This is a genomic window from Streptomyces sp. NRRL S-340, assembly GCF_000720185.1.
GTDB lineage: Bacteria > Actinomycetota > Actinomycetes > Streptomycetales > Streptomycetaceae > Streptomyces.
This window is the reverse complement of record NZ_JOIY01000016.1, coordinates 98,562-121,795: the sequence shown is the minus strand read 5'-3', so window position 1 is coordinate 121,795 and position 23,234 is coordinate 98,562. Positions and strand designations below refer to the sequence as shown.

Annotated in this window: 16 protein-coding genes; 2 read left to right on the top strand and 14 right to left on the bottom strand. The window is 71.2% G+C overall.

Annotated features, from left to right (window positions below):
* Positions 1-7: 7 nt before the first annotated feature.
* Genes IG64_RS42850 through IG64_RS15290 form a run of 4 tightly spaced genes read right to left on the bottom strand, consistent with a single transcriptional unit; the run spans position 8 to position 7,046 of the window.
* Positions 8-2,104: a glycosyltransferase family 4 protein gene (locus IG64_RS42850; RefSeq protein ID WP_037856119.1), complete on the bottom strand. Its 2,097-nt coding sequence runs from the start codon at positions 2,102-2,104 to the stop codon at positions 8-10.
* Positions 2,101-3,864: a stealth family protein gene (locus tag IG64_RS15300; RefSeq protein WP_037856116.1), complete on the bottom strand. Its 1,764-nt coding sequence runs from the start codon at positions 3,862-3,864 to the stop codon at positions 2,101-2,103. Before IG64_RS15300 ends, IG64_RS42850 begins: the two co-directional genes overlap by 4 nt.
* Positions 3,861-5,489: a hypothetical protein gene (locus tag IG64_RS15295; protein WP_037856115.1), complete on the bottom strand. Its 1,629-nt coding sequence runs from the start codon at positions 5,487-5,489 to the stop codon at positions 3,861-3,863. The genes IG64_RS15300 and IG64_RS15295 overlap by 4 nt, the downstream gene beginning before the upstream one ends.
* A gap of 15 nt (positions 5,490-5,504) precedes the next feature.
* On the bottom strand, positions 5,505-7,046 hold the full coding sequence (locus IG64_RS15290; RefSeq protein WP_107474260.1) for a stealth family protein: 1,542 nt from the start codon (positions 7,044-7,046) through the stop codon (positions 5,505-5,507).
* Positions 7,047-7,582: 536 nt separating this feature from the next.
* Here IG64_RS15290 and IG64_RS15285 point away from each other — a divergent pair.
* Positions 7,583-8,686 carry an LCP family protein gene (locus IG64_RS15285; protein WP_037856111.1) on the top strand — a complete coding sequence of 368 codons (1,104 nt, stop codon included), beginning with the start codon at positions 7,583-7,585 and terminating at the stop codon, positions 8,684-8,686.
* A gap of 280 nt (positions 8,687-8,966) precedes the next feature.
* Here IG64_RS15285 and IG64_RS15280 read toward each other — a convergent pair whose 3' ends face one another.
* On the bottom strand, positions 8,967-10,088 hold the full coding sequence (locus tag IG64_RS15280; RefSeq protein ID WP_037856109.1) for a hypothetical protein: 1,122 nt from the start codon (positions 10,086-10,088) through the stop codon (positions 8,967-8,969).
* Positions 10,089-10,370: 282 nt separating this feature from the next.
* On the opposite strand from IG64_RS15280, the gene IG64_RS15275 reads away from it, so the two are divergent.
* Complete coding sequence (locus tag IG64_RS15275; RefSeq protein WP_037856107.1) at positions 10,371-10,781, top strand: NTP pyrophosphohydrolase; 411 nt, start codon at positions 10,371-10,373, stop codon at positions 10,779-10,781.
* 124 nt (positions 10,782-10,905) lie between these two features.
* Here the strand turns inward: IG64_RS15275 and IG64_RS15270 are convergent, their stop codons facing one another.
* The 9 genes from IG64_RS15270 to ngcE all read right to left on the bottom strand — a co-directional run bounded on the left by IG64_RS15270 (position 10,906) and on the right by ngcE (position 23,173).
* The gene (locus IG64_RS15270) at positions 10,906-12,432 is read right to left on the bottom strand and encodes an amino acid permease (RefSeq protein ID WP_037856106.1); all 1,527 of its coding nucleotides are present in this window, start codon (positions 12,430-12,432) and stop codon (positions 10,906-10,908) included.
* A gap of 164 nt (positions 12,433-12,596) precedes the next feature.
* The gene (gene dxs / locus IG64_RS15265) at positions 12,597-14,528 is read right to left on the bottom strand and encodes a 1-deoxy-D-xylulose-5-phosphate synthase (protein ID WP_037856104.1); all 1,932 of its coding nucleotides are present in this window, start codon (positions 14,526-14,528) and stop codon (positions 12,597-12,599) included.
* A 217-nt stretch (positions 14,529-14,745) separates the two neighbouring features.
* Positions 14,746-16,041 (bottom strand): sugar ABC transporter permease, encoded by a 1,296-nt coding sequence (locus tag IG64_RS15260; RefSeq protein WP_037856102.1) that lies wholly within the window; start codon positions 16,039-16,041, stop codon positions 14,746-14,748.
* Positions 16,038-16,829 carry an ATP-binding cassette domain-containing protein gene (locus tag IG64_RS15255; RefSeq protein ID WP_037856098.1) on the bottom strand — a complete coding sequence of 264 codons (792 nt, stop codon included), beginning with the start codon at positions 16,827-16,829 and terminating at the stop codon, positions 16,038-16,040. Before IG64_RS15255 ends, IG64_RS15260 begins: the two co-directional genes overlap by 4 nt.
* A 254-nt stretch (positions 16,830-17,083) precedes the next feature.
* The gene (locus IG64_RS15250; protein WP_078884017.1) at positions 17,084-18,193 is read right to left on the bottom strand and encodes a sugar ABC transporter substrate-binding protein; all 1,110 of its coding nucleotides are present in this window, start codon (positions 18,191-18,193) and stop codon (positions 17,084-17,086) included.
* 134 nt (positions 18,194-18,327) lie between these two features.
* A complete protein-coding gene (locus tag IG64_RS15245) occupies positions 18,328-19,527 on the bottom strand; it encodes an ROK family transcriptional regulator (RefSeq protein WP_037856181.1) in 1,200 nt (399 codons plus the stop codon).
* A gap of 256 nt (positions 19,528-19,783) precedes the next feature.
* On the bottom strand, positions 19,784-20,707 hold the full coding sequence (locus tag IG64_RS15240) for a carbohydrate ABC transporter permease (protein WP_037856091.1): 924 nt from the start codon (positions 20,705-20,707) through the stop codon (positions 19,784-19,786).
* 2 nt (positions 20,708-20,709) lie between these two features.
* Positions 20,710-21,636, bottom strand: a complete 927-nt coding sequence (locus IG64_RS15235) for a carbohydrate ABC transporter permease (protein ID WP_037856088.1) — start codon at positions 21,634-21,636, stop codon at positions 20,710-20,712.
* Between the two features lie 91 nt (positions 21,637-21,727).
* Positions 21,728-23,173, bottom strand: coding sequence for an N-acetylglucosamine/diacetylchitobiose ABC transporter substrate-binding protein (gene ngcE, locus IG64_RS15230; RefSeq protein WP_037856086.1), 1,446 nt, complete (start codon positions 23,171-23,173; stop codon positions 21,728-21,730).
* Positions 23,174-23,234 lie beyond the last annotated feature (61 nt).

Below are 23,234 nucleotides of genomic sequence, written 5' to 3'. Positions count from 1 at the left end.
TCCATCCCTATCGGTCGACCACGTTCATGGCCATGGCCCCGGAGGCCGAGCAGTAGGGCCGCACCCACACGGGGCGGGCCGGGTGGACCACGGCGTAGTCGGAGGGTTCGTCGCCGACCAGCGGCAGGGACGGGTAGGCGTAGGCGCCCTTCACGTCGGGGAAGTCCTCCAGCAGGTGGCACACGCGCACCTTGCGGCGGTCGGCGGGGTCCGGCTGGAGCCACCAGTCCCAGTCCTCCCAGCGCGCCAGCCGGTGGTCGACCACCGTGCGCACGGGCACCCGGGCCCGGAACGCATGGCGGCCGAGGGTTTCCACGGGCACGGTGACGTTCTGGCCGTGCGGCCCGCGCCGGCTGACGACGAACAGGGCGCCGGGTTCGATCCGGGCTCCCCCGCACAGCACGCCCCGCACGGTGATGCCCGCGTCACCGACCTCGACGGCGGTGCACTCGGCGTGCTGCTCGCGCAGCACGGTGCGCAGCATCAGCCGTCCGTTGGGCTGGACGTAGGGGAGGTTCCAGACGACGCGGGCGGCGGGCGGGCGGGTGACCAGCCGGGCGCGGGCGTCGATGAGGGCGCGGGTGTCGCGCAGTCCGGCCTTCATGTGCACGGCCTGCGACTTGGTGCTGCGCATGGCCACCTGCCAGCGGCCGTCGCCGAGTTCGTCCAGGGCGGCCGGGGTGATGACGGCGCTGTAGCGGGTGCCGCCGTTGTCGAGGGCGGTGCGTGAGGTGCGCAGCGGCATCTCGGGGCGCGCCTGGCCGTCGGAGGGCTTGTGGCGCAGCACGAACTGCCAGCGTCTGCGGCCCTCCCCGGGCCCTTCGGCGGAGAGCCTGAGCCAGCCGGCGTCGTCGGCGGTGACGTCGACGGTGGCGGAGCCGAGGGTGGCCGGCGGCACGGTGAGCCGGTCGGCGCCGCCCTTGCGGGGTCCTGCCGGGGGCCGGTAGCCGCGTTCGGCGGCGGCGCGGCGGCGGGCGGCGTCCGCGAACAGCTCCAGGTAGCGGTCGGCGACCGCCGCCGGGTCGTAGCGGGCCGCGTTGCGCAGCGCGGCGGCGCCCATGGTGCGGCGCAGGGACTCGTCGGCCATCAGGCGGCGCAGGCCCCAGGCGATGCCGTCCACCTCGCCGGTGGGGACGAGGAAGCCGTCCTCGCCGTCCCGCAGGATCTCGCGGGGGCCGACGGGGCAGTCGGTGGAGACCACGGGCAGTCCGCAGCGCATGGCCTCCACGAGGGTCATGCCGAAGGACTCGGCGCTGGAGGTGACGGCGGCGATGGAGCCCTTGGCCCACTCGGACTCGATGGGTGAGAAGCCGCCCATGAGCAGGGCCCGTCCGTTGAGGCCGAGTTCGGTGACCAGGGCGCGCAGTCCGGCGGCCTCGCCGCCGTCGCCGTAGATGCGCAGCTGCCAGTCGGGGAAGTCCTCGGCGAGGGCGGCGAAGGCGCGGATCAGCAGGTCGTAGCGCTTGATGTGGTGCATGCGGCCGGCGCTGACGACGATCTTCCGGGTGCCGTCGGAGGGGGCGACGGCGGGTTCGGGGACGCTGTTGGGGATGCCGGTCACCGGGACGCCGGGGATCGGGGTGTTCTCCTGGAAGGAGCGGGCGTCGGCCTCGGTGACGGTGGTGATGGCGTCCAGGCGCGGGTAGACGCGGGCCATCTCGGCGCGGACCGCCGGGGGGATGGCGAGGTGCGTCATGTGTTCCTGGGCGACGCGCAGCGCTCCGTCGCGGGTGTGGGCGGCGACGAAGAGGTTGAGGCTCGGGCGGGTGCCGACGACGACGTCCGCGGAGGTCTTCTCCAGTTCGCGGATGATCCGTGCGTCGGTGAACTTGCTGTACTGGGCGTAGAACTCCTCCTGGCGCGGCACCACCTCGCTGGGCTGGTCGCTGCCCGCCGCGCCGCGGTCGGCGCCGCCGGGTCTGAGGTCCACCAGGGCGCGGACCGTGATGCGCGGGGAGATCTCGAACCTGGTGGCGGTGGCGCGCCGGAAGACGGAGACGATCTCGACGTCGTGGTGGACGGAGAGCGCCTCGGCGAGGTTGATGACGGTGCGGTTGGTGCCGCCGATGCCGTAGATGTTGTTGATCAGGAAGGAGATCTTCACCGGACCTCGCGCTCCTTGCGCTCGAAGGGACTCGGCACGGGGTAGTAGGCCCGCAGGAACGCGCTGAGCATGGCGGTCTGGCGGGCGGTGTCGTGCCCGTCGGAGAGGGTGTCGTTGATGCAGAACGCCTGCCGGTCGCGGCGGGCCAGCAGGATGCCGAGCCTGCGCCGGATCTCGGGCCGGGCCAGGTCGAGGTAGGCGAAGGTGATCTGGGAGGGCACGGCCCGTCCGGTCAGGTACGCGTAGTAGTGGTACAGCGAGGACGGGATGGAGATGTCGGTGGCGCTGCGGAACCGGCTGTAGGTGGTGCGCAGGTGCTCCTCGGCGTACTCCTGCTCGATCTCCTGGAGCACGCTGCGGCGCAGGGCGTAGGGGGCGTGGCGCAGCTTCTGCACCAGGGCGGTGCCGAAGCGTTCCATCAGCAGCCGCCGGTTGTTCTTGCCGGCCGCGTCGACGGGGCGGTCGCCGGGGGTGAGGTCCCAGCGGGGCACCTGGGAGGGGGAGAAGAAGGTGCGGGTCATGCCGTTGGAGAGGAAGAAGTCCTGCGGGGTGACGGGCCGCCCGAGGAACATGTCGTCGTTGAAGTACAGGAAGTGCTCGGCCAGGCCGTCGATGTGGTGCAGGCGGCTCTCGATGGCGTGCGAGTTGAAGGTGGGCAGCGCGGCCGGGTCGTCGAAGATCTCGGAGTGGTCGACGACGGTGAGCCGCGGGTGGCTGCCGGTGAGCCAGGCCGGGCGCTGGCGGTCGGTGACGAGGTAGACGTGGCGGACCCAGGGGGCGTTCTGTTCCAGGGCGCGCAGGGAGTAGCGCAGTTCGTCGCGGCTGATGTAGCGGGCCGCGTTGGCGGACTCGGTGTGGTAGCCGCCGGGGCCGAACGCGGCGCGCCGCTGCTGCCAGGCGGGGTCGTTGCCGTCGACCCAGGTGTAGACGACGTCGACGGGGAAGCGGACGTCCTCGGGCAGGGGTTCGGCGCAGGGCCGGATGCTGCGCACCTGGCGGGTGCGGCGGGTGTGCAGGGCGGCGAAGCCGGTCAGTGCGCTGACCGGGAGGGTGACGCGGGGCTCGTCGAGGGCGACGTCCTCGGTGACCCGGTTGGGGCGGGGCGCGACGAGGCGTCCGTCGCGCTGCTGCCAGAACTCCACGTCGCAGCCGTACTCCAGGCCCAGGACCAGGGAGCCGGCCGGGTCGCTCCAGATCATGCCGATGCGCAGCACGTCCGCCTCCTGGGCCAGGCGGCGGGCGGCCCGGGTCCCGCACAGCACGGCCCGGCCCTGGGCGGCCTCGCCTCGGCAGGCGCGCAGGTAGACGGGGCTCTGCCCGGCCAGGCGGGCGAGGACGGCGGTGACGCGTTCGCGGTCGCCGGCGGCGACGGCGAGGCAGGAGCGGTAGTCGCTGGCGCCGCGGATCGCGAAGTGGTCGACGCCCGCTTCCTCCAGTGCGGTGGCGACGAGTTCGAGGTTGGCCTCGCGCAGGCCGAGCGGCGAGACGGTGGGGCGTACCAGGGCGATGCGGGCGCCGGCTCCGGCGAGTGCGGCGAGGCGTTCGCCGTCGGCGAACAGGTGGGGCCAGCGGCGGCGGGCCCGTACCGCGCGCAGCAGCCGGGCGCCCGCGCCGAAGGCGTGCAGGCGGCGCAGCAGGTGCTTCAGCAGGGTGCGCAGCCGCGCGGGGACGCGGCGCGCGATCCGGCCTCTGAGGCCTGCCGGGATCAGGGCCCGGTACGCCCCGACCGCGGCGGATGCCTCGGGGTTGCCCACGCTCACGGCCGGCCGACCGCCTCGCCGGCTGCCGGGGTCTCGGCGCCGTCCTGCTCGAAGACGCTGGGCACGGGGAAGTAGCGGTGCAGGAAGCGGACGGCCGCCTCGGTGCCGCCGCGGGCCCCGGCCTCGTCGGTGCCGAGGCCGAAGAGGTGGATCTGCTGGGTGTCGCGGCGTACGAGGAGCCGTTCGAGGCGGCTGCCGATGCCGGGCAGGGCGGCGTGCAGGGCCACGGACGCCTCCCCGGAGGGGTCGGCGAGGGCGCCGACGTGGGCGACGTGGTGGGCGAGGCCGTCCAGCGGGTGGGTGCCGGGCACGGTGGGCACGTACTGGGTGTCGGGCAGGTCGAGGGGGGTGGGCGTCCCCTCGGCGAGCCGGGCGAACGTCTCTACGCGGTGCGGCTGGGGGCCGTGCGCGTAACCGTGGGCGGTGATCCGGCCGGTGGCCGAGTAGGCGGCCCGCGACCAGGGCGCGAAGGACTCCTGGGCGTTCCAGGGGCCGCGCCGGGGCCGGGTCTGGCCGCTGGGGGTGAAGTGGTCGAAGGGCCGCACCGGCCGGCCGAGGAGGGCGCCGGGGCGCAGCAGCAGGAAGTGTTCGGCGAGGCCGGGCAGTTGGTGGAGCTGCCGCTCGGAGCCGGGGCGGGCGCGCAGCACGGTGAGGCGTTCGCCGGCCCGCAGCCAGGCCGGGGGCTCGGCTTCGGCGACCACGTGGACGACGTCCACCCAGGGGGCGTACTGGTGCACGGAGCGCAGCGCGGCCCGCAGCAGTTCCTCGCCCCAGGGGGTGGGGTGCTGCCACAGCAGGACGGCGTCGACGGGGAAGCCGATCTCCTCCAGCCGGACGACGTCGAACGTCTCCAGGGTGACGGTGGGTTCGAGGTCGCCGTCGATGTCGCAGTAGCCGGAGAGCCGGTCGAGTCCGATCTCGACGCCGGGGGTGTCGCTGGGCACGGCGCGCTGGACCCGGTTGGGGCGCGGGCCGATGAGGCGTTCGACGGGGAGGCTGGTGTTGACGGTCCAGAACTCGATCTCGATGCCCTGGTCCTCGCCGACCCAGAGGTTCTCGGTGGGGTCGGTGCGCAGCCAGGTCAGGCGGATCACGCGGGCCTTGGCGTAGTGCTTCCAGGCCTTCACATGGCTGCCGGGGACGTCCTGGGTGTCGCTCCTGGCGGGTGAGACGGAGACGACGTACCCGGTGTGCTCCTCCAGCAGGGCGCGCAGGACGCGGCGCACGGCGCCCTTGTCGCGCTGGTCGACGGCGAGGCAGATCCGGCGGTCGTCGAGCGCGGGGACGGCGAACCAGGGAATCTCGGCGACGTCCAGCGCCTGGGTGACCAGGTCGTGGTCGAAGCGGCGGGCGAGGTCGGTGGTGAGGCCGGTGTGCACATGGCCGATCCGCCCGTCGGGGGCGGTGGCCCGGCGTTCGGATCCGCCGAGCCGGGCCCGGCGGACCTGGCGCAGGGCCCGGCGGTGCAGCCGGGCCTCGCGGCGGCGCAGGGTGCGGGCGAGCTGCCCCTTGACCTTGCGGCGTACGCCGGCCGGGACGGTGGTCGCGGCGGCCGAGCGCACCGGCTGGGGAACGAGCCGCTTGTAGACGTGAACCGCTGAGTTCATCGACGTCGGGTCGGGCACGTCAAGAACTCCGCTTCATCGCTCGTACGGGCTGGGGGTGGGGAAGTAGGCGTTGAGGAATCCGTCCAGCAGTTCCTGCTGCGCCTCGATGTCCTCGGGTGTCGAGAACGCGTCGTTGAGGCAGAAGGTGTCCTGGTCGCGTCCGTCCAGCAGGCGCTGCAGCCGGTCGGCGAGGTCGGGGACGGCGAGCTGGAGGTAGGTGAAGGGCATGGAGCCCGGCTGGGCGCGGCCGGTGAGCGCCGCGTAGTACAGCACGAAGGACGAGGTCGGCGACAGGTCGGTCATGGCCCGGAACCTGCTCGCCGAGGTGCGTGCCCAGGCCTCGGGGAAGTCGCGCTCGGCCTCCTCCATCGCCGAGCGGCGCAGGGCGTAGGGGATGTGCTCCATCGGCTGCGTGATCACTTTGCCGAAACGTTCCTTGAGGAGCGCCCGGTTGTTCTTGCAGGCCGCGTCGACGGGGCTGTCGGTGGGCACGACGGGACCCTGCGGGATGCGGTTGCGCGAGGGGAAGTAGCGCGCGGTGCCGGTGGGCGTGAAGAAGGCGTGCGGCGCCACCGGCCGGCCCATGAACATGTCGTCGTTGAAGTACAGGAAGTGCTCGGCCAGGCCTTCGATGCGGTGCAGCTGGCTCTCGATGGCGTGCGAGTTGAACACCGGCAGGTCCGCCGGGTTGCGGAAGATCTCGCGGTGCGTGGCGATGCGCAGGCCGGGCAGGTCCTCGCGCAGCCAGTCCGGCACCTGGTCGTCGGTGACGACGTAGACGTTGCGGATCCAGGGCGCGAACAGGTGCAGCGAGCGCACCGAGTAGCGCAGTTCGTCCCGGCTGATGAAGCGGGCGTCGCTCGCCGACTCGGCGTGGTAGACCTCGCCCTTGGCGCGCGCCTTGCGCTGCTGCCAGGCGGGGTCGTTGCCGTCGACCCAGGTGTAGACGGCGTCGACGGGGAAGCTGATGTCGTCGGCGCAGTCGACCAGGAACTCGGGGCGGGTGACCAGCGGCGGAGCCAGCCGCTCCGGGGTCCAGTCGGAGACGAAGCGGCTGAAGAGCCGGGCGGCGCCCAGCACGTCGGCGCCGTCGGCGGCGACCGCCCAGGTGGCGCGGTTGGCCCGCGGGGCGACGAGGTAGCCGTCCTGGCGCTGCCAGAACTCGACGGCGCAGCCGTACTCGTGTCCGAGCAGCAGGTGCCGGCCGGGGTCGGTGCGGTACCAGCTGATCTGGAGCACCCGCGCGCCGGGGACCTCGCGCCAGGCCTTCGGGTCGCGCGAGGAGACGGGCCTGGCCGGGCGGGGCGCGTCCGGGTCCACCACGCTCAGGTGGCCCGGGAACTGCCCCAGTCCGCGGAACAGCACGGACAGCACCCGCTCGCGGTCCTCCTCGGCGACGGCGAGCACCGTGCCGTGGTCGGCGGTGCCGCGGACGGCGAAGTGCGCGACGCCGGCGGCGGCGAGCAGTGCGGACAGCGCGGAGCGGTTGGCCTCACGGGCCGCCAGCGGGGTCAGGCCGGGCTCGACGTAGACGTCACCGTGTTCCGCGGTGAGCGTCGTCGCGGCGGGGCCCACGGGGCCCCGCGGCGCGGGGTCTGCCTGGGGAACACCCCGGACGGGACCGGTGATGCGGCCTGCGACGTGATCAGATACGGCCGTCACGCCGCCGCCCTTCGCGGGCAGACACACGCAGCATCACAGCCATCCTCCCTCGTCCCCCACCGGCCCGGGCCGGTGGTACTCGCGGTCGCCCGCCCTCGTGCCCCCCCGGGCTCGAACCGCGACCGCACACACCACGTGGCCGAATACGCGGCCACGCTATTCACACAAAAATTTAACCTTCACAGGTGAACCACATCATCACTAGCTGTCGTTGTTCTGTCAACTTCGTACGCGAATGACAGAAACCGCACGTCGACCTGACGGTGGGTTGAACATCCGGCGACCGTGAGACAGGTAAGAGCCCTCCGCGTACGGCCCGGCATTCGGTCTATAGTTCGGGCACACCACGGCGCCCCGACGCCGCGCGGGCCCGGTCCCTCCCCCCCACTCGTGCCCTGCCCCACACAACGGACCAAGGCATCGAGCCGTCTGAGCGAGAGGACTGAGGCATGACGCAGGCGCCCACGGAGACGGGCCCCAGCAGATCGAGGCGCGCCCCGTCGCGCCGCCGCGCCGCCGCGGCGCCACGCCGCCGGCGGCGTGTGTGGCGCTGGATCGCGCTGGGCCTCGTGGTGCTGGTGCTGGCCGCCGGCGGCACCGGCTACTGGCTCTACAGCGACCTGAACTCCAACATCAAGGGTGTCGACATCGACCGGGCGCTCGGCGACGACCGCCCGGAGAAGCTGCCCACCTCCGGGCAGAACGTCCTGGTGCTCGGCTCCGACTCACGGGCGGGTGCCAACGCCTCCCTGGACACCGGCAAGGTGGCCGGGGCGCGTTCCGACACCGCGCTGGTCATCCACATACCCGAGGGCCGCAAGAAGGCCGTCGCGGTCAGCATCCCGCGCGACACCCTGGTGACCCGCCCGGAGTGCGCCAAGGCGGACGGGTCCACGCTCCCCTCGGCGAAGCGCGTGATGTTCAACTCCGTGTACTCGCTGGCCGGTCCGGCCTGTGTGGTCAAGACGGTCGAGAAGATGTCCGGGGTGCGGATGGACCACTACCTGGAGATCGACTTCGCCGGGTTCAAGAACCTGGTCGACGCGATAGGCGGTGTCACGGTCACCGTCGACCAGGACATCCACGACAAGTCCAGCGGTCTGGACCTGAGCGCCGGCTCCCACCGTCTGGACGGCACGCAGTCCCTGCAGTTCGTCCGCACCCGGCACGGCATCGGCGACGGCAGCGACCTCGGCCGCATCGGCCTGCAGCAGAAGTTCATGATCGCGCTGCTGTCGGAGATCAAGAAGCAGGACCTGCTGGGCAGCCCCGCCAAGGCGTACAAAGTGGCCGCCGGGCTCACCCAGTCGCTGACGACCGACTCCGGTCTCTCCTCGCTCACCAAACTCGCCGAGTTCAGCCGCAGCATGAAGGGCGTGGACCCCGCGACGATGGACACGATCATGCTCCCGGTGCAGTACGACACCCAGGACCCCAACCGTGTCGTGGCGGCCGAGCCGCAGTCCACGCAGCTGTGGAAGGCCCTGCGCGCGGACCGGACCATCCCGGAGTCGGCCAAGGACTCGCCCGCCAAGGGCGGCAGGACGCCCTGACGGACGACGGCCGGGCGGCGGCGGGGGCACGGCACGTGTGATGACCCCGCCGCCGCCCGGCCGTTGTGCGTGCGCGGCCCGGGCAACGGCCGCCCTGCCGCGTACGGGCGCCCGGCGTTGCACGGATGCCCGCCGTCGCCCGGATGCGCGGTGCTTGTACGGGCGCGCGGCCGTTGTGCGGGTACCCGGCGTCGTACGGCTGCCCCGGTCGTCGCCCGGGCGCCCTCAGGACCCGGCCGGACGCCGCAGCGGTGTCCGGCCGGCGGCCGTGCCCGTGGTGTCAGACGCGGACCCACGCACCCAGCGACAGCCCCGGCGTGTCGGCCTGGCGGGCCACCCTGAGCCTGCCGTCCGGGTCGATCACCGCGACCACCACGCGCCCGTGCCCGTCCAGCGCCAGCGCCGGTGCGCCCAGCGCGCGTTCACCGGTCGGTGTCCACCACACGCCGGCCTGCTCGTTCTCCGTGCCGCACACGGCGAAGGAGACCTGCCAGTCGAGGTCGCGATGGGCCAGCACCGTGCAGTCGTAGCCGTCCAGTTCCGCGCGCAGCGCGCTCACCGGCTCACCGTCCGGGGCGCCTCCGATCGGGATCACCCACTGCCCGGGCCGGTGCGCGACCAGACCGCCCTGGTCGGGGTCGGCCCAGTAGTACGTGACGCGTTCCGGCCCGGTCGGCAGCGCCGCCGCCGTGCCGGGCGCCACCCGCAGCGGGACGTTCGGCTCGCGCCGGAACTCCCCGTCGGGGGCCTCCTGCTGCCAGCGCATCGCGATGCCCTCGCCGGCCGCGAAGAGTTCGATACGGCCGGAGTCGTGGACGACCGCGGCCATCCCGTCCCGCACCTGACTGCCCTTGAGGTCCTGCCAGGCCTCCCACTTCCCGGTGGGGGCCTCGCGGCGCAGCATGACGCCGCCGCCGGCGTTGCGCGCGAAGACGTACACCCGGCCCGAACCGCTGACCGCGCCCGCGGGCGCGCCGAAACGGGCGGCCTTCTCCCGGTCCTGGTGAGCGTTGCCCAGCGACCGCCACTCGGTGACCGGGCGGCCGGTCTGGTACTGGATCGCGTGGACGATGTCGACGGCCGGCGGTCCGTCCGCGCGGCGCACCTCGCGCCGCCCCAGGAAGTGCACGTAGCTGTCGGCGCCCTGAACGACCGTCAGGTCGCTGAGGTCCGCCACCGGGAAGAACTCCGGGCCCGTCCACTGCGGTCCGCCCGGCCGCAGCTCGGTCCAGCGCAGCAGCCCGTCGTCCGTGCGGGCGTACGCCGTGAGCCTGCCGTCCTTGCCCAGCACGAGCCGGCGTCCGCCGACGGTGTGCCGGGCGGTGTGCCGCTCGCCGCTCGCGCGCCCCGCAGCCGCGTCGGCTCCGCCGCGGGCGGCGTCGCGCCCGGATCTGGTCCGCATGAGGTGACCTGGCCCCTTCCCTGACGTGACCTCGGCGCGGCTGATCCGCCTGCCCCGAACCTGTGTACGGGCGGCCGAGCTGGCCCATCATAGGCGAGCGTGCGGTGAACGTCGTATGGCGGCCGGATGGACGCGGGCGCCACGCGGGGGCCTTGGGCGGCCCGCGGGGAAGGCGGCCGGGGTGGGCGGCGCCGGTGCCCGGCGCGGCGCGGGCGGGGGCCGGACGTCAGGCCGCCGGGACCGTGGCACGCTGGGGCCGTGGAGCCGCACGGGAGCGAGGACATGCCGGACGGGAACGAGGAGAGGGCGCGGAGCGGGAGCGGCGCGCCGCCGCTGCTGGTCGTGGACGGCGCCAACGTCGTCGGGTCGGTGCCCGACGGCTGGTGGCGCGACCGGCACGGGGCCGCCGAACGGCTGCGGGACCGCCTGGTGGCGTACGCGGAGCGGGGGCTCGCCGGGTTTCCGGGACCGGTGGAGATCGTCCTGGTCGTCGAGGGCGCCGCCCGGGGCGTCACCTCCGTTCCCGGGGTACGGGTCGAGGCGGCGCCCGGCAGCGGCGACGACCGGGTCGTCGAACTGGTCGAGGCGGCCGCAGAGCGGCCCGTGCTGGTGGTGACGGCGGACCGGGAGCTGCGCCGCCGGGTCACGGAGCGGGGCGCCGGGGTCACCGGTCCGCGGGCGGTGCGCGGCTGACCCGGAAGGGTGCCGCGGCCCGGGACGAGAGGCTCCCGGGCCTGTCCGGCGGACCATGCCCCGGACGCGACCCGCGCCGATCAGACACCGTGAGTTCCCCGCGGTCCGGTCCGCCGGGCGAGGCCTACCGGGCCCGTCCGCCCTCGCCGGTGCCCGAGGGCTGGTCCGCCGCCGCGCGGGCCCGCGCGGCGAGGCGGCTGTGGGAGCGGCCGTAGAGGAAGTAGACGACGAAGCCGATCGCCATCCAGATGGCGAACCGCACCCAGGTCTCGGCGGGCAGGTTGAGCATCAGCCACAGGGAGGCGCAGACCGAGACGACCGGGACGACCGGCACCCAGGGGGTGCGGAAGGAGCGGGGCAGGTCCGGGCGGGTGTTGCGCAGGATGATCACGCTGATCGCGACGACGACGAAGGCGAAGAGCGTGCCGATGTTCACCAGCTCGGCCAGGACGCTCAGACTGGTGAAGCCCGCCACGACGGCGATGACGACGCCGAGCAGGATCGTCGGTCGGTAGGGGGTGCGGAAGCGCGGGTGGGTGTGCGAGAAGAAGCGGGGCAGCAGGCCGTCGCGGCTCATCGCGAAGAACACCCGGGCCTGGCCCAGGAGCAGGATCATGCACACCGTGGTCAGGCCGACCGCGGCGCCGAAGCTGATCAGACCGGCGAACCAGGGGTGCCCGGTGGACTTGAACGCGTCGGCGAGCGGCGCGTCCACGGACAGCAGGCTGTACTTCTGCATACCGGTCACCACGATGGACACGCCGACGTACAGCGCGGTGCAGATGATCAGGGAACCGAGGATGCCGCGCGGCACGTCGCGCTGCGGGTTGCGGGTCTCCTCGGCGGCGGTGGCGACCACGTCGAAGCCGATGAAGGCGAAGAAGACGACGGAGGCGGCGGTGAAGATCCCCATGACGCCGAAGTTCGAGGGTGCCCAGCCGATCATGAGCTGGATGAGCGGGGCCTTGAGGCTGCTGCCGGCGGGCACCGGCTGCGGCGCGGGGACGAACGGGTGGTAGTTGGCGCCCTTGACGAAGAACGCGCCCGCGACGATCACCACGAGCACGACGGCCACCTTGATGGCGACGACCACCGTGGTGACCCGCGCGGAGAGCTTCATGCCGACGACGAGGATGGCGGTGAGGACCAGGACCAGCGCGGCGGCCAGGATGTCGAAGCCGAACCCGGAGGCGGCGTCCCGGCCGCCGAGGTAGGCGGGCAGGTGCCAGCCCCAGTTGTCGAGCAGCGAGTGGATGTAGCCGGACCAGCCGACGGACACCACCGCCGTGCCGAGCGCGAGTTCCAGGACCAGGTCCCAGCCGATGATCCAGGCGGGGAACTCACCGAGCGAGGCGTAGGAGAAGGTGTACGCCGATCCGGCGACCGGCACCGCGGAGGCGAACTCGGCGTAGCAGAGCGCGGCGAGCGCGCAGACCGCTCCGGCGACGACGAAGGAGAGCGCCACGGCGGGGCCCGCGGTGTTCCTCGCGGCCGTGCCGGTGAGGACGAAGATGCCGGTGCCGATGATGACACCGACGCCGAAGACGGTCAGGTCGAGGGCGGACAGGGACTTGCGCAGCGCGTGCTCGGGTTCCTCGGTGTCCTGGATCGACTGCTCGACGTTCTTCGTCCTGAACAGCGAATTGCTCACGGGCCTACCTCCCACGCTTGTCGCCTCGACCTGGCTCGACATGATCGAGAGGGCTGGGGACGCGTATGCCCCGGCACTGGCAGGTTCACGCAGAAGGACCGGTTCCGCCACCCGTGGAAGGGGGCGGAACCGGTCCTTTTCGGCGTGCGGGGGCGCCGGCGGACTCAGTCGCGGGCGGGCTGCACCGCCGAGTCCACCTCGGTGGCCGTACGCGAGAAGCGGCCGTCCAGCTCGGAGACGAGGCCGGTGACCTGACGGGCGATGTCGGGTGCGGTCAGGCCGATCTCCGCCATGACCTCGGCGCGTGAGGCGTGGTCGAGGAAGCGCGGCGGGATGCCGAAGTCGCGCAGCGGCACGTCGACGCCGGCGTCGCGCAGGGCCTGGGCGACGGCGGAGCCGACACCGCCGACGCGGGAGTTGTCCTCGACGGTGACGACCACGCGGTGGCGTTCGGCCAGCGGGGCCATGGCCTCGTCGACGGGCTTGACCCAGCGGGGGTCGACGACGGTGGTGGAGATGCCCTGCCGGTCCAGGAGGGCCGCGATCTCCAGGCACATCGGGGCGAGCGCGCCGACGGAGACGAGAAGCACGTCCGGGGTGCCGGTGCCGGGCTCGCGCAGCACGTCCATGCCGCCGACGCGGCCGACGGCGGGCACGGCGGGGCCCACGGCGCCCTTGGAGAACCGGACCACGGTGGGCGCGTCGTCGACCTCGACGGCCTCGCGCAGCTGGGCGCGGACCTGGTCGGCGTCGCGCGGGGCGGCCAGCCGCAGGCCGGGGACGACCTGGAGGATGGACATGTCCCACATGCCGTTGTGGGAGGCGCCGTCGGTGCCGGTGACACCGGCCCGGTCCAGGACGAAGGTGACCCCGCACTTGTGCAGCGCCACGTCCATCAGCACCTGGTCGAAGGCGCGGTTGAGGAAGGTGGCGTACACGGCGAAGACCGGGTGGACGCCCGCGTGGGCGAGGCCGGCCGCGGAGACGGCGCCGTGCTGCTCGGCGATGCCGACGTCGTAGACGCGGCCGGGGAAGGCCTTGGCGAACTTGTCCAGACCGACCGGCTGGAGCATGGCCGCGGTGATGGCGACGATGTCCTCGCGCTCCTTGCCGAGCCTGACCATCTCCTCGCCGAAGACGGAGGTCCAGTCTGCGCCGGAGGCGGAGATCGGCAGCCCGGTGTCCGGGTGGATCTTGCCGACGGCGTGGAAGCGGTCGGCCTCGTCCTGGAGGGCGGGCTGGTAGCCGCGGCCCTTCTCGGTGAGGCAGTGCACGATGACCGGACCGCCGAAGCGCTTGGCGCGGGTGAGCGCGGACTCCAGGGCCTCGATGTCGTGGCCGTCGATCGGGCCGACGTACTTCAGGCCCAGGTCCTCGAACATGCCCTGCGGGGCGATGAAGTCCTTCAGGCCCTTCTTCGCGCCGTGCAGCGTCTCGTACAGCGGCCTGCCGACGACCGGGGTGCGCTCCAGGACCTCGCGGGTGCGGGCGAGGAAGCGCTCGTAGCCGTCGGTGGTGCGCAGGGTGGCGAGGTGGTTGGCGAGGCCGCCGATGGTGGGCGCGTAGGAGCGCTCGTTGTCGTTGACGACGATGACGAGCGGGCGGTCCTTGGCGGCGGCGATGTTGTTGAGCGCCTCCCAGGCCATGCCGCCGGTCAGCGCGCCGTCGCCGATGACGGCGGCGACGTGGGCGTCGCGCCCCAGGATCTGGTTGCCCTTGGCGATGCCGTCGGCCCAGCCGAGGACGGTGGAGGCGTGGCTGTTCTCGATGACGTCGTGCTCGGACTCGGCCTGCGAGGGGTAGCCGGACAGGCCGCCCTTCATCTTCAGCTTCGAGAAGTCCTGGCGGCCGGTGAGCAGCTTGTGCACGTAGGACTGGTGGCCGGTGTCCCACAGCACCTTGTCCTTGGGCGAGTGGAAGACCCGGTGCAGGGCGATGGTCAGCTCCACCACACCGAGGTTGGGGCCGAGGTGCCCGCCGGTCTTGGACACGGCGTCGACCAGGAAGGTCCGGATCTCCTGCGCCAGCTGGTCCAGCTCCTCCATGCTGAGCCGGTCCAGATCGCGCGGTCCCCTGATGCGGGTCAGCAGCGGCACCCGTGCCTCCTTGCAGTAGAGCTGATCGAGCTGTTGCCGGGCTTGTCGAGTCTAATGTTCCGCCCGGGCGCCCCGTGGCCGGGCGGTGGGTCGTAGGTCACGCGAACGGCTGTACCCCGGCGGGGGCCCTTCCATGGCCCGGCCGGGTGAGGCTTCCCCGCACGACTGTGCCCGGCACCGCATCGGTGCCGGGCACAGGTGTTCGGGTCGGGCGCGGTCAGGCGCGCCCGGCCGTCTTCTGGGTCTTGCGGGTGACCGAGTCGATGACGACCGTGGCCAGCAGGACCGCCGCGGTGATCATGTACTTGACCGGCTCGGCGATGGACTCCAGCTGGAGGCCGTACTGGATCGAGACGATGACCAGCACACCGAGCAGCGCGTTCCAGGTGCGGCCGCGCCCGCCGAAGAGGGACGTGCCGCCGATGACGGCCGCCGCGATGGCGTTCATCAGCAGGTCACCGGTGCCGGCGCTCTGGTTGGCCGAGGCGATCTTGGAGGCCAGGAACAGGCCGCCGACCGCCGCGAAACCGCCGGAGATCGCGAAGACCGAGATCCGGATCGCGGTGACGTTGATGCCCGCGCGGCGGGACGCCTCGACGCTGCCGCCGAGTGCGAAGACCTTGCGGCCGTAGGCGGTGCGGCGCAGCAGGAAGTCGGTGCCGATGAGGAACACCAGGAAGATCACCGTGGCCAGCGGCAGGCCCTTGTACTGGTTGTACATGAAGGCCGCGGCGAAGGAGATCACGGCGAGCAGCACGGTCCGCAGCACGGTGTCGCTCATCGGCCGGGACGGGATGCCCGCGGCCTCTCGGCGCCGGTTGCCCAGGAAGGAGGTGACGAAGAACACCACGACCACGATCAGTGCGAGCCCGTAGGCGGCGGCCACGTCCGAGAAGAAGTACGTGGTCAGCTTGCCGATCAGACCGTCGCTGTCGAGGTTGATGGTGCCGTTCTCGCCCAGGATCTTGAGCATGAAGCCGAGCCAGAACAGCAGGCCGGCCAGGGTGACGGCGAACGCGGGCGCGCCGAGCACCGCGAAGAAGAAGCCGTGCAGGGCGCCGATGGCCGCGCCGGCGGCGACGGCGATGAGCACCGCGGCCCACTCGGGCCAGCCCTGGTTGACGGCGAGGACGGCGGCCAGGGCGCTGCCGGCGCCGCTGACGGAGCCGACGGACAGGTCGATCTCGCCGAGCAGCAGCACGAAGACGATGCCCACGGAGATCATGCCCGTGCCGACCATGGTGACGGTGATGTCGCTCAGGTTCTGCGCGGACAGGAACTGCGAGTTGAGGCTCTGGAAGACGACGCAGATGATGATCAGGCCGAGGATGACCGGGAGCGAGCCCAGTTCACCGGCCTTCATCTTCCGCTTGAACTCGCCGAGGTAGCCCGCGAGGCCCTGCTCGCGCACCAGCAGGCGCGGGTCGACCGCGGTCACCGCGGCGGCCGCGGCCTCGGGGTTCTCGACGGCCTGCTCGTCCTGCGCGGTGGCGGAGGTCTTGTCGATGCTCACTTGGATACCTCCCCGTTCGCGCGCGCCGCACGGCGGGTCACGGCGTTGTCGGTGGCGCCGGTGATGGCGGAGATGATCTCCTCCTGCGAGGTCGTCTTGACCTCGAAGACGCCGTTGTTGCGGCCCAGGCGCAGGACGGCGACCTTGTCCGCCACGGCCTTCACGTCGGCCATGTTGTGGCTGATGAGGATGACGGCGTGGCCGCGCTCGCGCAGCCGCTCGACGAGGTCGAGCACCTGGGCGGTCTGCTCGACACCGAGGGCGGCGGTGGGCTCGTCCAGGATGACCAGCTTGGGCTCGCCGAGCATGGACCGGGCGATGGCCACGACCTGGCGCTGGCCGCCGGAGAGCGAGGCGATCGGGATGCGCACGCTCGGGATGCGGATCGACAGGGTGCGCAGCAGTTCCTGGGAGCGGCGCTCCATCTCGACCTCGTCGAGCACGCCGAACCGCTTGAGTTCGCGGCCCAGGTAGAGGTTGCCGACGACGTCGATGTTGTCGCACAGCGCGAGGTCCTGGTAGACGGTCGCGATGCCGAGGCTCTGGGCGTCGTGCGGCTTGCTGATCTGGACGCGCCTGCCCTCCCACTCGATGGCGCCCTCATCGATGGGGTGCACGCCGGCGATCGTCTTGACCAGCGTGGATTTTCCGGCGCCGTTGTCGCCCACCAGGGCGACCACCTCACCGGCGTGGACCTCAAGCTCTACGTCGGTGAGCGCCTGAACGGCACCGAACCGCTTGGAGACCCCGCGCAACGCCAGCACGGGCGTAGCGGACACGTGAACCATCTCCTTCGCCGCCTGACCCGGCGGGAGGTTGTGCAGGAATGCTGGGTGGGTGGGTCGGGAGCGACCCGGGGGATGTTCCGTCCGGCGCCCCGCACCGAGCTTGCGGGGCTGAATGGTGCGCGGGGCGCCGGCGGAGCCGTGGGGCGGCCGGGGTCCGTACCGGCGGCCTCGGGCGAGGTGCCGTACGCGGACCGGAGCGGGCCGCTCGTGCGCGGACGGGGCCGGACCGCTGTGCGCGGGCCCGGCCGGGCCGCTTACTTGACGCCGTACTTGTCGCAGTCGGCCTTGTACTTGCCGGTGCAGATCTGGGCGGCGGTGTAGAAGCCCTCCTTGATGACCGTCTCGTTGACGTTGTCCTTGGTCAGCGAGATGACCGGGACCAGCAGCGCCGGGACGCCCTTGGTGCTGTCGCTGTCCACCTTGGTCTTGGCGATCGAGTCCAGGCCGGTGCCCTTGGCGAGGGCGACCGCCATCTCGGCGGCGACGTTCGCCTCCGTCGGGTAGGACTTGAAGATGCTCATGTACTGGTCACCCGCGAGGATGCGCTGCACACCGGCGAGTTCGGCGTCCTGGCCGGTGACCGGGACGTTGACGCCCGCGGCCTTGAGGGCGGTGATGGCACCGCCGGCCATGCCGTCGTTGGCGGAGTAGACGCCCGCGATGTTCTTGGCGCCGACCGCGGAGATCGCCGCCTCCATCTCGGAGTTGGCGTTGTCCGGCGACCACTCCTTGGTGTCGTACTCCTTGGCGATGGTCACCTTGCCGTCGAGGGCGGCGTGGGCGCCCTTCTTGAACTGGGCGGCGTTCGGGTCGGTCACCGAGCCGTTGATCATGACGATCTTGCTCGACTTGGTGGCCTTGCTGCCCAGGGCCTTCAGCAGCGCCTCGCCCTGCGCCTTGCCGACCTCTTCGTTGTCGAAGGTGGTGAAGGCGTCGATCGGGCCCTCGGCCAGGCGGTCGTAGGCGACGACCTTGATGCCCTGGTCCTTGGCCTTCTGGATGGAGTTCTTGATGGCCTTGGCGTCCACCGCGTCCACGATGAGCACGTCCACCTTGTTGGTGATCATCGTGTCGACCTGCTGGCTCTGCAGGTTCGCGTTCTGCTGGGCGTTGTTGTAGAAGACCTTGCCCTTGTTGTTCGTCAGCTCCTTGATCTTCTTCTCGATCAAGGGCTTGTCGAACTGCTCGTAGCGCGCGGTCTTGTTCTCCGGCAGCAGCAGACCGACCTTGATGTCGTCGCCCTTCTTGGCGGCCGGGGCGGACGACTTGGAGGAGTCGCTGTCCTTGGACTCCTTGGCACTGCCACAGGCGGCGAGCGAGACGGCCATGGCACCAGCGGCAACGGCGAAGGCCGCACGACGCATACGCGTGTTCACTTCCTCAAACCTCCCTGACGAGGCCGCGTCGTTGCGGCCGAGGTGGCTGGAAGTCAACTCGGCCACGCGTGCGACGTCAAGAAGTAAATCCTTAACGAGATGGCAACGGTGCCATACGTTCTCTAAGTGAAGGCAGGGGTCGCCGCCGCCAGGGTCCCGTCCAAAAGGGTGGAATCCCCCATCTCGCTGAGCGCCAGGGCGAGCGCCCCGAGCACCTCCGCCCGGCCGCCAAGTGCCCCGGGCAGCACGGACAGTTGGCGCGCCGCGCTGGGGATGGCGTAGCGGCCCACCGACTCCCGGATGGGCCCGAGGACCAGCTCGCCCGCCTCGGCGAGATCACCGCCGAGGACCACCCGGCTCGGGTTGAGCAGATTGCAGAGATTGGCGACCCCGCTGCCGATGTGCCGGCCCACGTCGGCGATCACCCGGCGGCATCCCGGGTCCCCCTCGCGGGCCAGCCGGACGACGCCCTCCATGGTCAGCTCGGTGCCGTGGCTGGGCTGGAGCAGGGGCAAGACGTAGCGCGCGGAGGCGAAGGTCTCCAGGCAGCCGCGGTTGCCGCAGCGGCAGACCGGGCCGGACTCGTCGAGCGTGATGTGCCCGATCTCGCCGGCCGTGCCGCCGGGCCCGCGGTAGATCTTCCCGTCGATCACGAGACCGGCGCCCACACCGCTGGCGATCTTGATGTACGCGAGGTCGCGCACCCCGCGCCCGCTCCCCCACACCAGCTCGCCCAGGGCGCCGAGGTTGGCGTCGTTGTCCACGTGCACCGGCACGCCGAGGCGCCCCCGCAGCTCCTCGGCGGGCTTGATGCCGCCCCAGCCCGGCAGGATCGCCGTGGAGCCGAGCGTGCCGGATTCCACGTCGATCGGTCCGGGCACGCCGAGGCCCACCCCGGCGATCTTCGCCCGGTCCACCCCGGTGGCCGTGATCAGCCGGTTGACCAGCTCCTCCGCCCGGTCGAAGCCCTCGCTGGAGGAGGCGTCCACGTCCAGCGGCTCGGACTCCTCCGCGAGCACCTGGTGGGCGAGGTTCCCGATCGCGACCCGCAAATGGGTGTGCCCGAAGTCGACGCCGATCACGATCCCGGCGTCCCCGCTCAGGGAGACGCTGCGCGCCCGGCGGCCACCCGCGGACGTGGGTGTGACCTGGACCGTTCCGCCGTCCTTCAGCTCCCGCACGATGTTGGAGACCGTCGCCGCGGACAGACCCGTGGTCCGTGCGATCTCCGCCTGGGTGAGGGATCCGGCAAGACGCACGGCACGTACGACCCGCTCCAGGTTGGCTCGGTGCAGCGACGACTGCGACCCTGGAGTCTCCACGACGACCTCCTGCGCGCGGGGCCGCTCCGGCGAGGCCCCGTCCATGTCCAACAAGTGAACTCTAAGATGAGCCGTTCGGGTTGCCTCCCGTCAAGAGGTTGAACCGTTTCCGGGTACACGAACCACCGCGCGGAGCCGTGGCGGCATGCGCGGGGCGGCTCCCGGGGCCGAGTCCGGGCACGCCGAAGCCGCCCCCGGCGGACCGGGGGCGGCTCGGGAGGCGGCGGGGGCGGAGGGGGCCGGGAGCCCCGGCAGGCTATTTCAGGGCGCCCGCCGTCAGTCCCTGCACCACCTGGCGCTGGAAGATGATGTACGCCGCCAGGACCGGCAGCATCGCCATCACCAGACCGGCGAAGAGCCCGGACCAGTCACCCTTGTAGCCCTGGCTGACGGCCAGCTGGACCAGGCCCTGGGTGAGCACGCGCTTGTCCGGATCGGTGTTCAGCACGGTCGGCAGGATGTACTGGTTCCACTGCCCCAGGAAATTGAAGATCCCGACGCTGATCAGACCGGGCTTGGCCATCGGCAGCATGATCTGGAAGAAGGTCCGGGTGTGCGAGGCGCCGTCCACGAATGCGGCTTCCGCCACCGAACTCGGCAGTGACCGGAAGAACGCCGTCAGGAAGAACACCGTGAAAGGCAGCGAGTAGGCGATGTAGACCAGGATCAGTCCGTGGATGGTGTTCAGCAGCCCCATGTTGTTCACGACATAGAACAACGGCACCAGCGCAAGAATGACCGGGAAACTCATTCCGGCGATGAACAGGTAGTAGATGAACCGGTTGCCCGGGAACTCGAAGCGGGCCAGTACGTAGGCCGCCATCGAGCCGAGGACCAGGGTGCCGACGAGCGATCCCCCGACCACCAGGACCGTGTTCAGGAAGTAGTCGCTCATGTGCGCGTCGTTCCACGCCCGCGACCAGTTGCCGAAGTGCAGTGTGTCGGGCAGCGCCCAGGGCGAGCTGAAGATGGCGCCGTCGGATTTGAAGGACGTCATCACCGCCCACACCAGCGGCAGGACGACCATGATCGCCCAGATGATCAGGACCCCGTGCGAGAAGACGTTGAGGACACCGCCCTCCCTCTTCTGCCGGGGCGCCTTTTCCCGCGGGGCGCCGGTCTTGCCGACCGCGACGCCGGGCTCGGCCGGTACGGGGGCGGGGGTCTCGGTGGTTTCCATGATCAGAACTCCAGCCGCTCGCGCCGGCCCAGCTTCATCACGACGGCCGAGAAGAGCAGCGTGACGACCAGCAGGGCGACGCCGATCGTGGTGGCGTAGGCGGCCTGACCGTCACGGAACGCCTTCTGGTACACGTACAGGACCATGACGGTGGTCGAGTAGTCGGGGCCGCCGGGACCGGTCGTCATGATCTGTACGACCGCGAACGACTCGGCGCCGAGCGCGAGGATGCCCATGTAGACCCAGCCGGACTGCACGGTGTCCCACAGCAGCGGCAGGGTGATGCGGAAGAAGGTGGTGAAGCGGCTCGCGCCGTCGAGCAGCGCGGCCTCGTACAGGTCCGCCGGGATGGAGGCCATGGCCGCCGAGAAGAGGACCACGAAGAAGCCGGTGGTCGACCAGACGAGCACGGCCATCACGCACCACAGGGCGAGGTCCGGGTCGCCCAGCCACAGCGGCTGGAGACTGCCGAGCCCGATCCCGCGCAGCAGCGAGTTGATCGCTCCGCTGTCCGGGTTGTACGCGAAGGCGAACAGCAGGGCGACGATGGCGATCGACAGCACCTGCGGGAAGAAGTAGACGATCTTGTAGAAGGAGGAGCCGCGGACACCGCTGATGGCCGGGCCGCCCTTCCTGCGCCGTCCGCCGACATTGATCATGAAGGAGAAGAACAGCGCGAGCCCGATCGTCACCACCGGCAGCACCAGGGCGAACAGCAGGCTGTGCTGCAGCGACTTCCAGAAGATCTCGTCGTCGAACATCCTCTTGTAGTTGTCGACGCCGACCATCTTGAAGTCGGGGCTCAGACCGGTCCAGTCCGTGAACGAGTAGTAGATGGACTGGATGAACGGCCAGATGACGAAGAGCGCGTACAGCCCCAGGGGTACCACCAGGAACCCCACGATGAACCGGTACTTGCCGTGCTGCATTGCTAGCGACCCCGATCTGAAGGGCGGACGGTGCCGCCAGGGTCCGTCCGGCGGCCTGACCGACCGCCGGGCGGACCCTGGTGACGGACCCTCACTGGTGCTTGTAGTGCTTGATCGACGTGTCCTTGGCGGCCTCGTCGGCGAAGCCCTGGATCTTCTTGATGGCCTCCGCCGGGGTGGCGCGGCCGGCCATCATCTCGCCCAGACCGGCCACACCGATCTTCTCCTTCTGCAGCTGCACGTACCAGTCCTGCAGGCGCGGGTTCAGCACGTTGGAGCCGGCCTTCTCCAGCGCGGCCACGCCCGACTTCAGACCCGGGGTCAGGTCGATGCCGGTGGTGCCGCCGTTGTACGCGGTCAGCGACTTCACCTTGGCGGTGAAGTTCTTCGAGGACGCCTCGCTGAGCATGATGCGCAGCTGCTCCATGCCGCCCTCGGTGTTCGCGGCCTTGGCCGGGACGATGAAGGGCTCACCGCCGGAGGCCCAGATCGTGCCGAAGGGCATCTTGTCGGAGCCGTCGAGGCCGGTGGGCGCGGAGACGGCGAGGTTGAAGTCGGAGGGGATGACGTTCGCCGACTCGTTCTCCACCCAGGAGCCGTTCGGGATGAACAGCGCCTTGCCCTTGGCCCACGCGGTCTGCGACTGGATGTGGTCCAGACCGGGGGTGCCCTTGAGGATGAAGCCGCGCTTGTACAGCTCGTAGTACGCCTCGAAGCAGGCCTTGACGGCCGGGTGCTTCCAGGCGTTGGGCTCCAGGTTGTCGATGGCGTCCAGGACCTCGCGGCCGCCGACCTTGCCGATCATCGGATAGAGCGAGAACGGGAGGTAGTACGGGTACTTGCCCGCGTAGGTCCAGCCCGCCATGCCCTTCTTCTGGGCCTTCTGGCAGACCTTGATCATCTCGTCCCAGGTCTCGGGGTACTTCTCGTCCAGCGAGTCCAGGGCCTTCTGCGAGTACCAGACGCCGTAGACCGTGTAGGCGTAGTAGAGGATCCAGACCGGCTTGCCGTCGAACTGGCCCATCTCCACGATGCCCGGCCGCAGCGTGTCGCGGACCTTCTTCTTCGGGTCGTCGTAGGAGGGGGCGTCCAGCAGCGGGGTGAGGTCGGCGAGCTGGTTCTTGCCGACGAGCACGCCCATGTCCATCTGCTCGGCGCCGGAGTTGTCGATGAGGTCCGGCGGGTTGCCCTGGTTGAAGCGGGGCTGGAGCGTGGACTGGATCTTCTGGGTGGTGGTGAACTTGACCTTCGCCTTCGGGAAGTTCTTCTGGTAGATCTGCGTGGCGTCCTTGGCGTACTCGGAGCCGAAGCCGCCGTCGAACAGGACGAATTCCATCTGCGCGGTGTCGTTGACGCCGAGCGGGTTCTTGGCCGTCTTCTTGCCCGCCTTGGCCTTGTCCTGGCCGTCGCCGCCGCCACTGGCGCACGCGGACAGGAAGCTCATCGCGGGTACGGAGACCAGACCGAGGGCCGCGGACCTCTTGATCAGGGAACGGCGGCCGACGCCCCCGTGGTTCTCGGCGGAAGTGGATCCCATGCGCAAGTCCTCGCCTTCTCCAGGACTCAGGCGGTGAACCGGATCCTCCCCGGCACCGCGG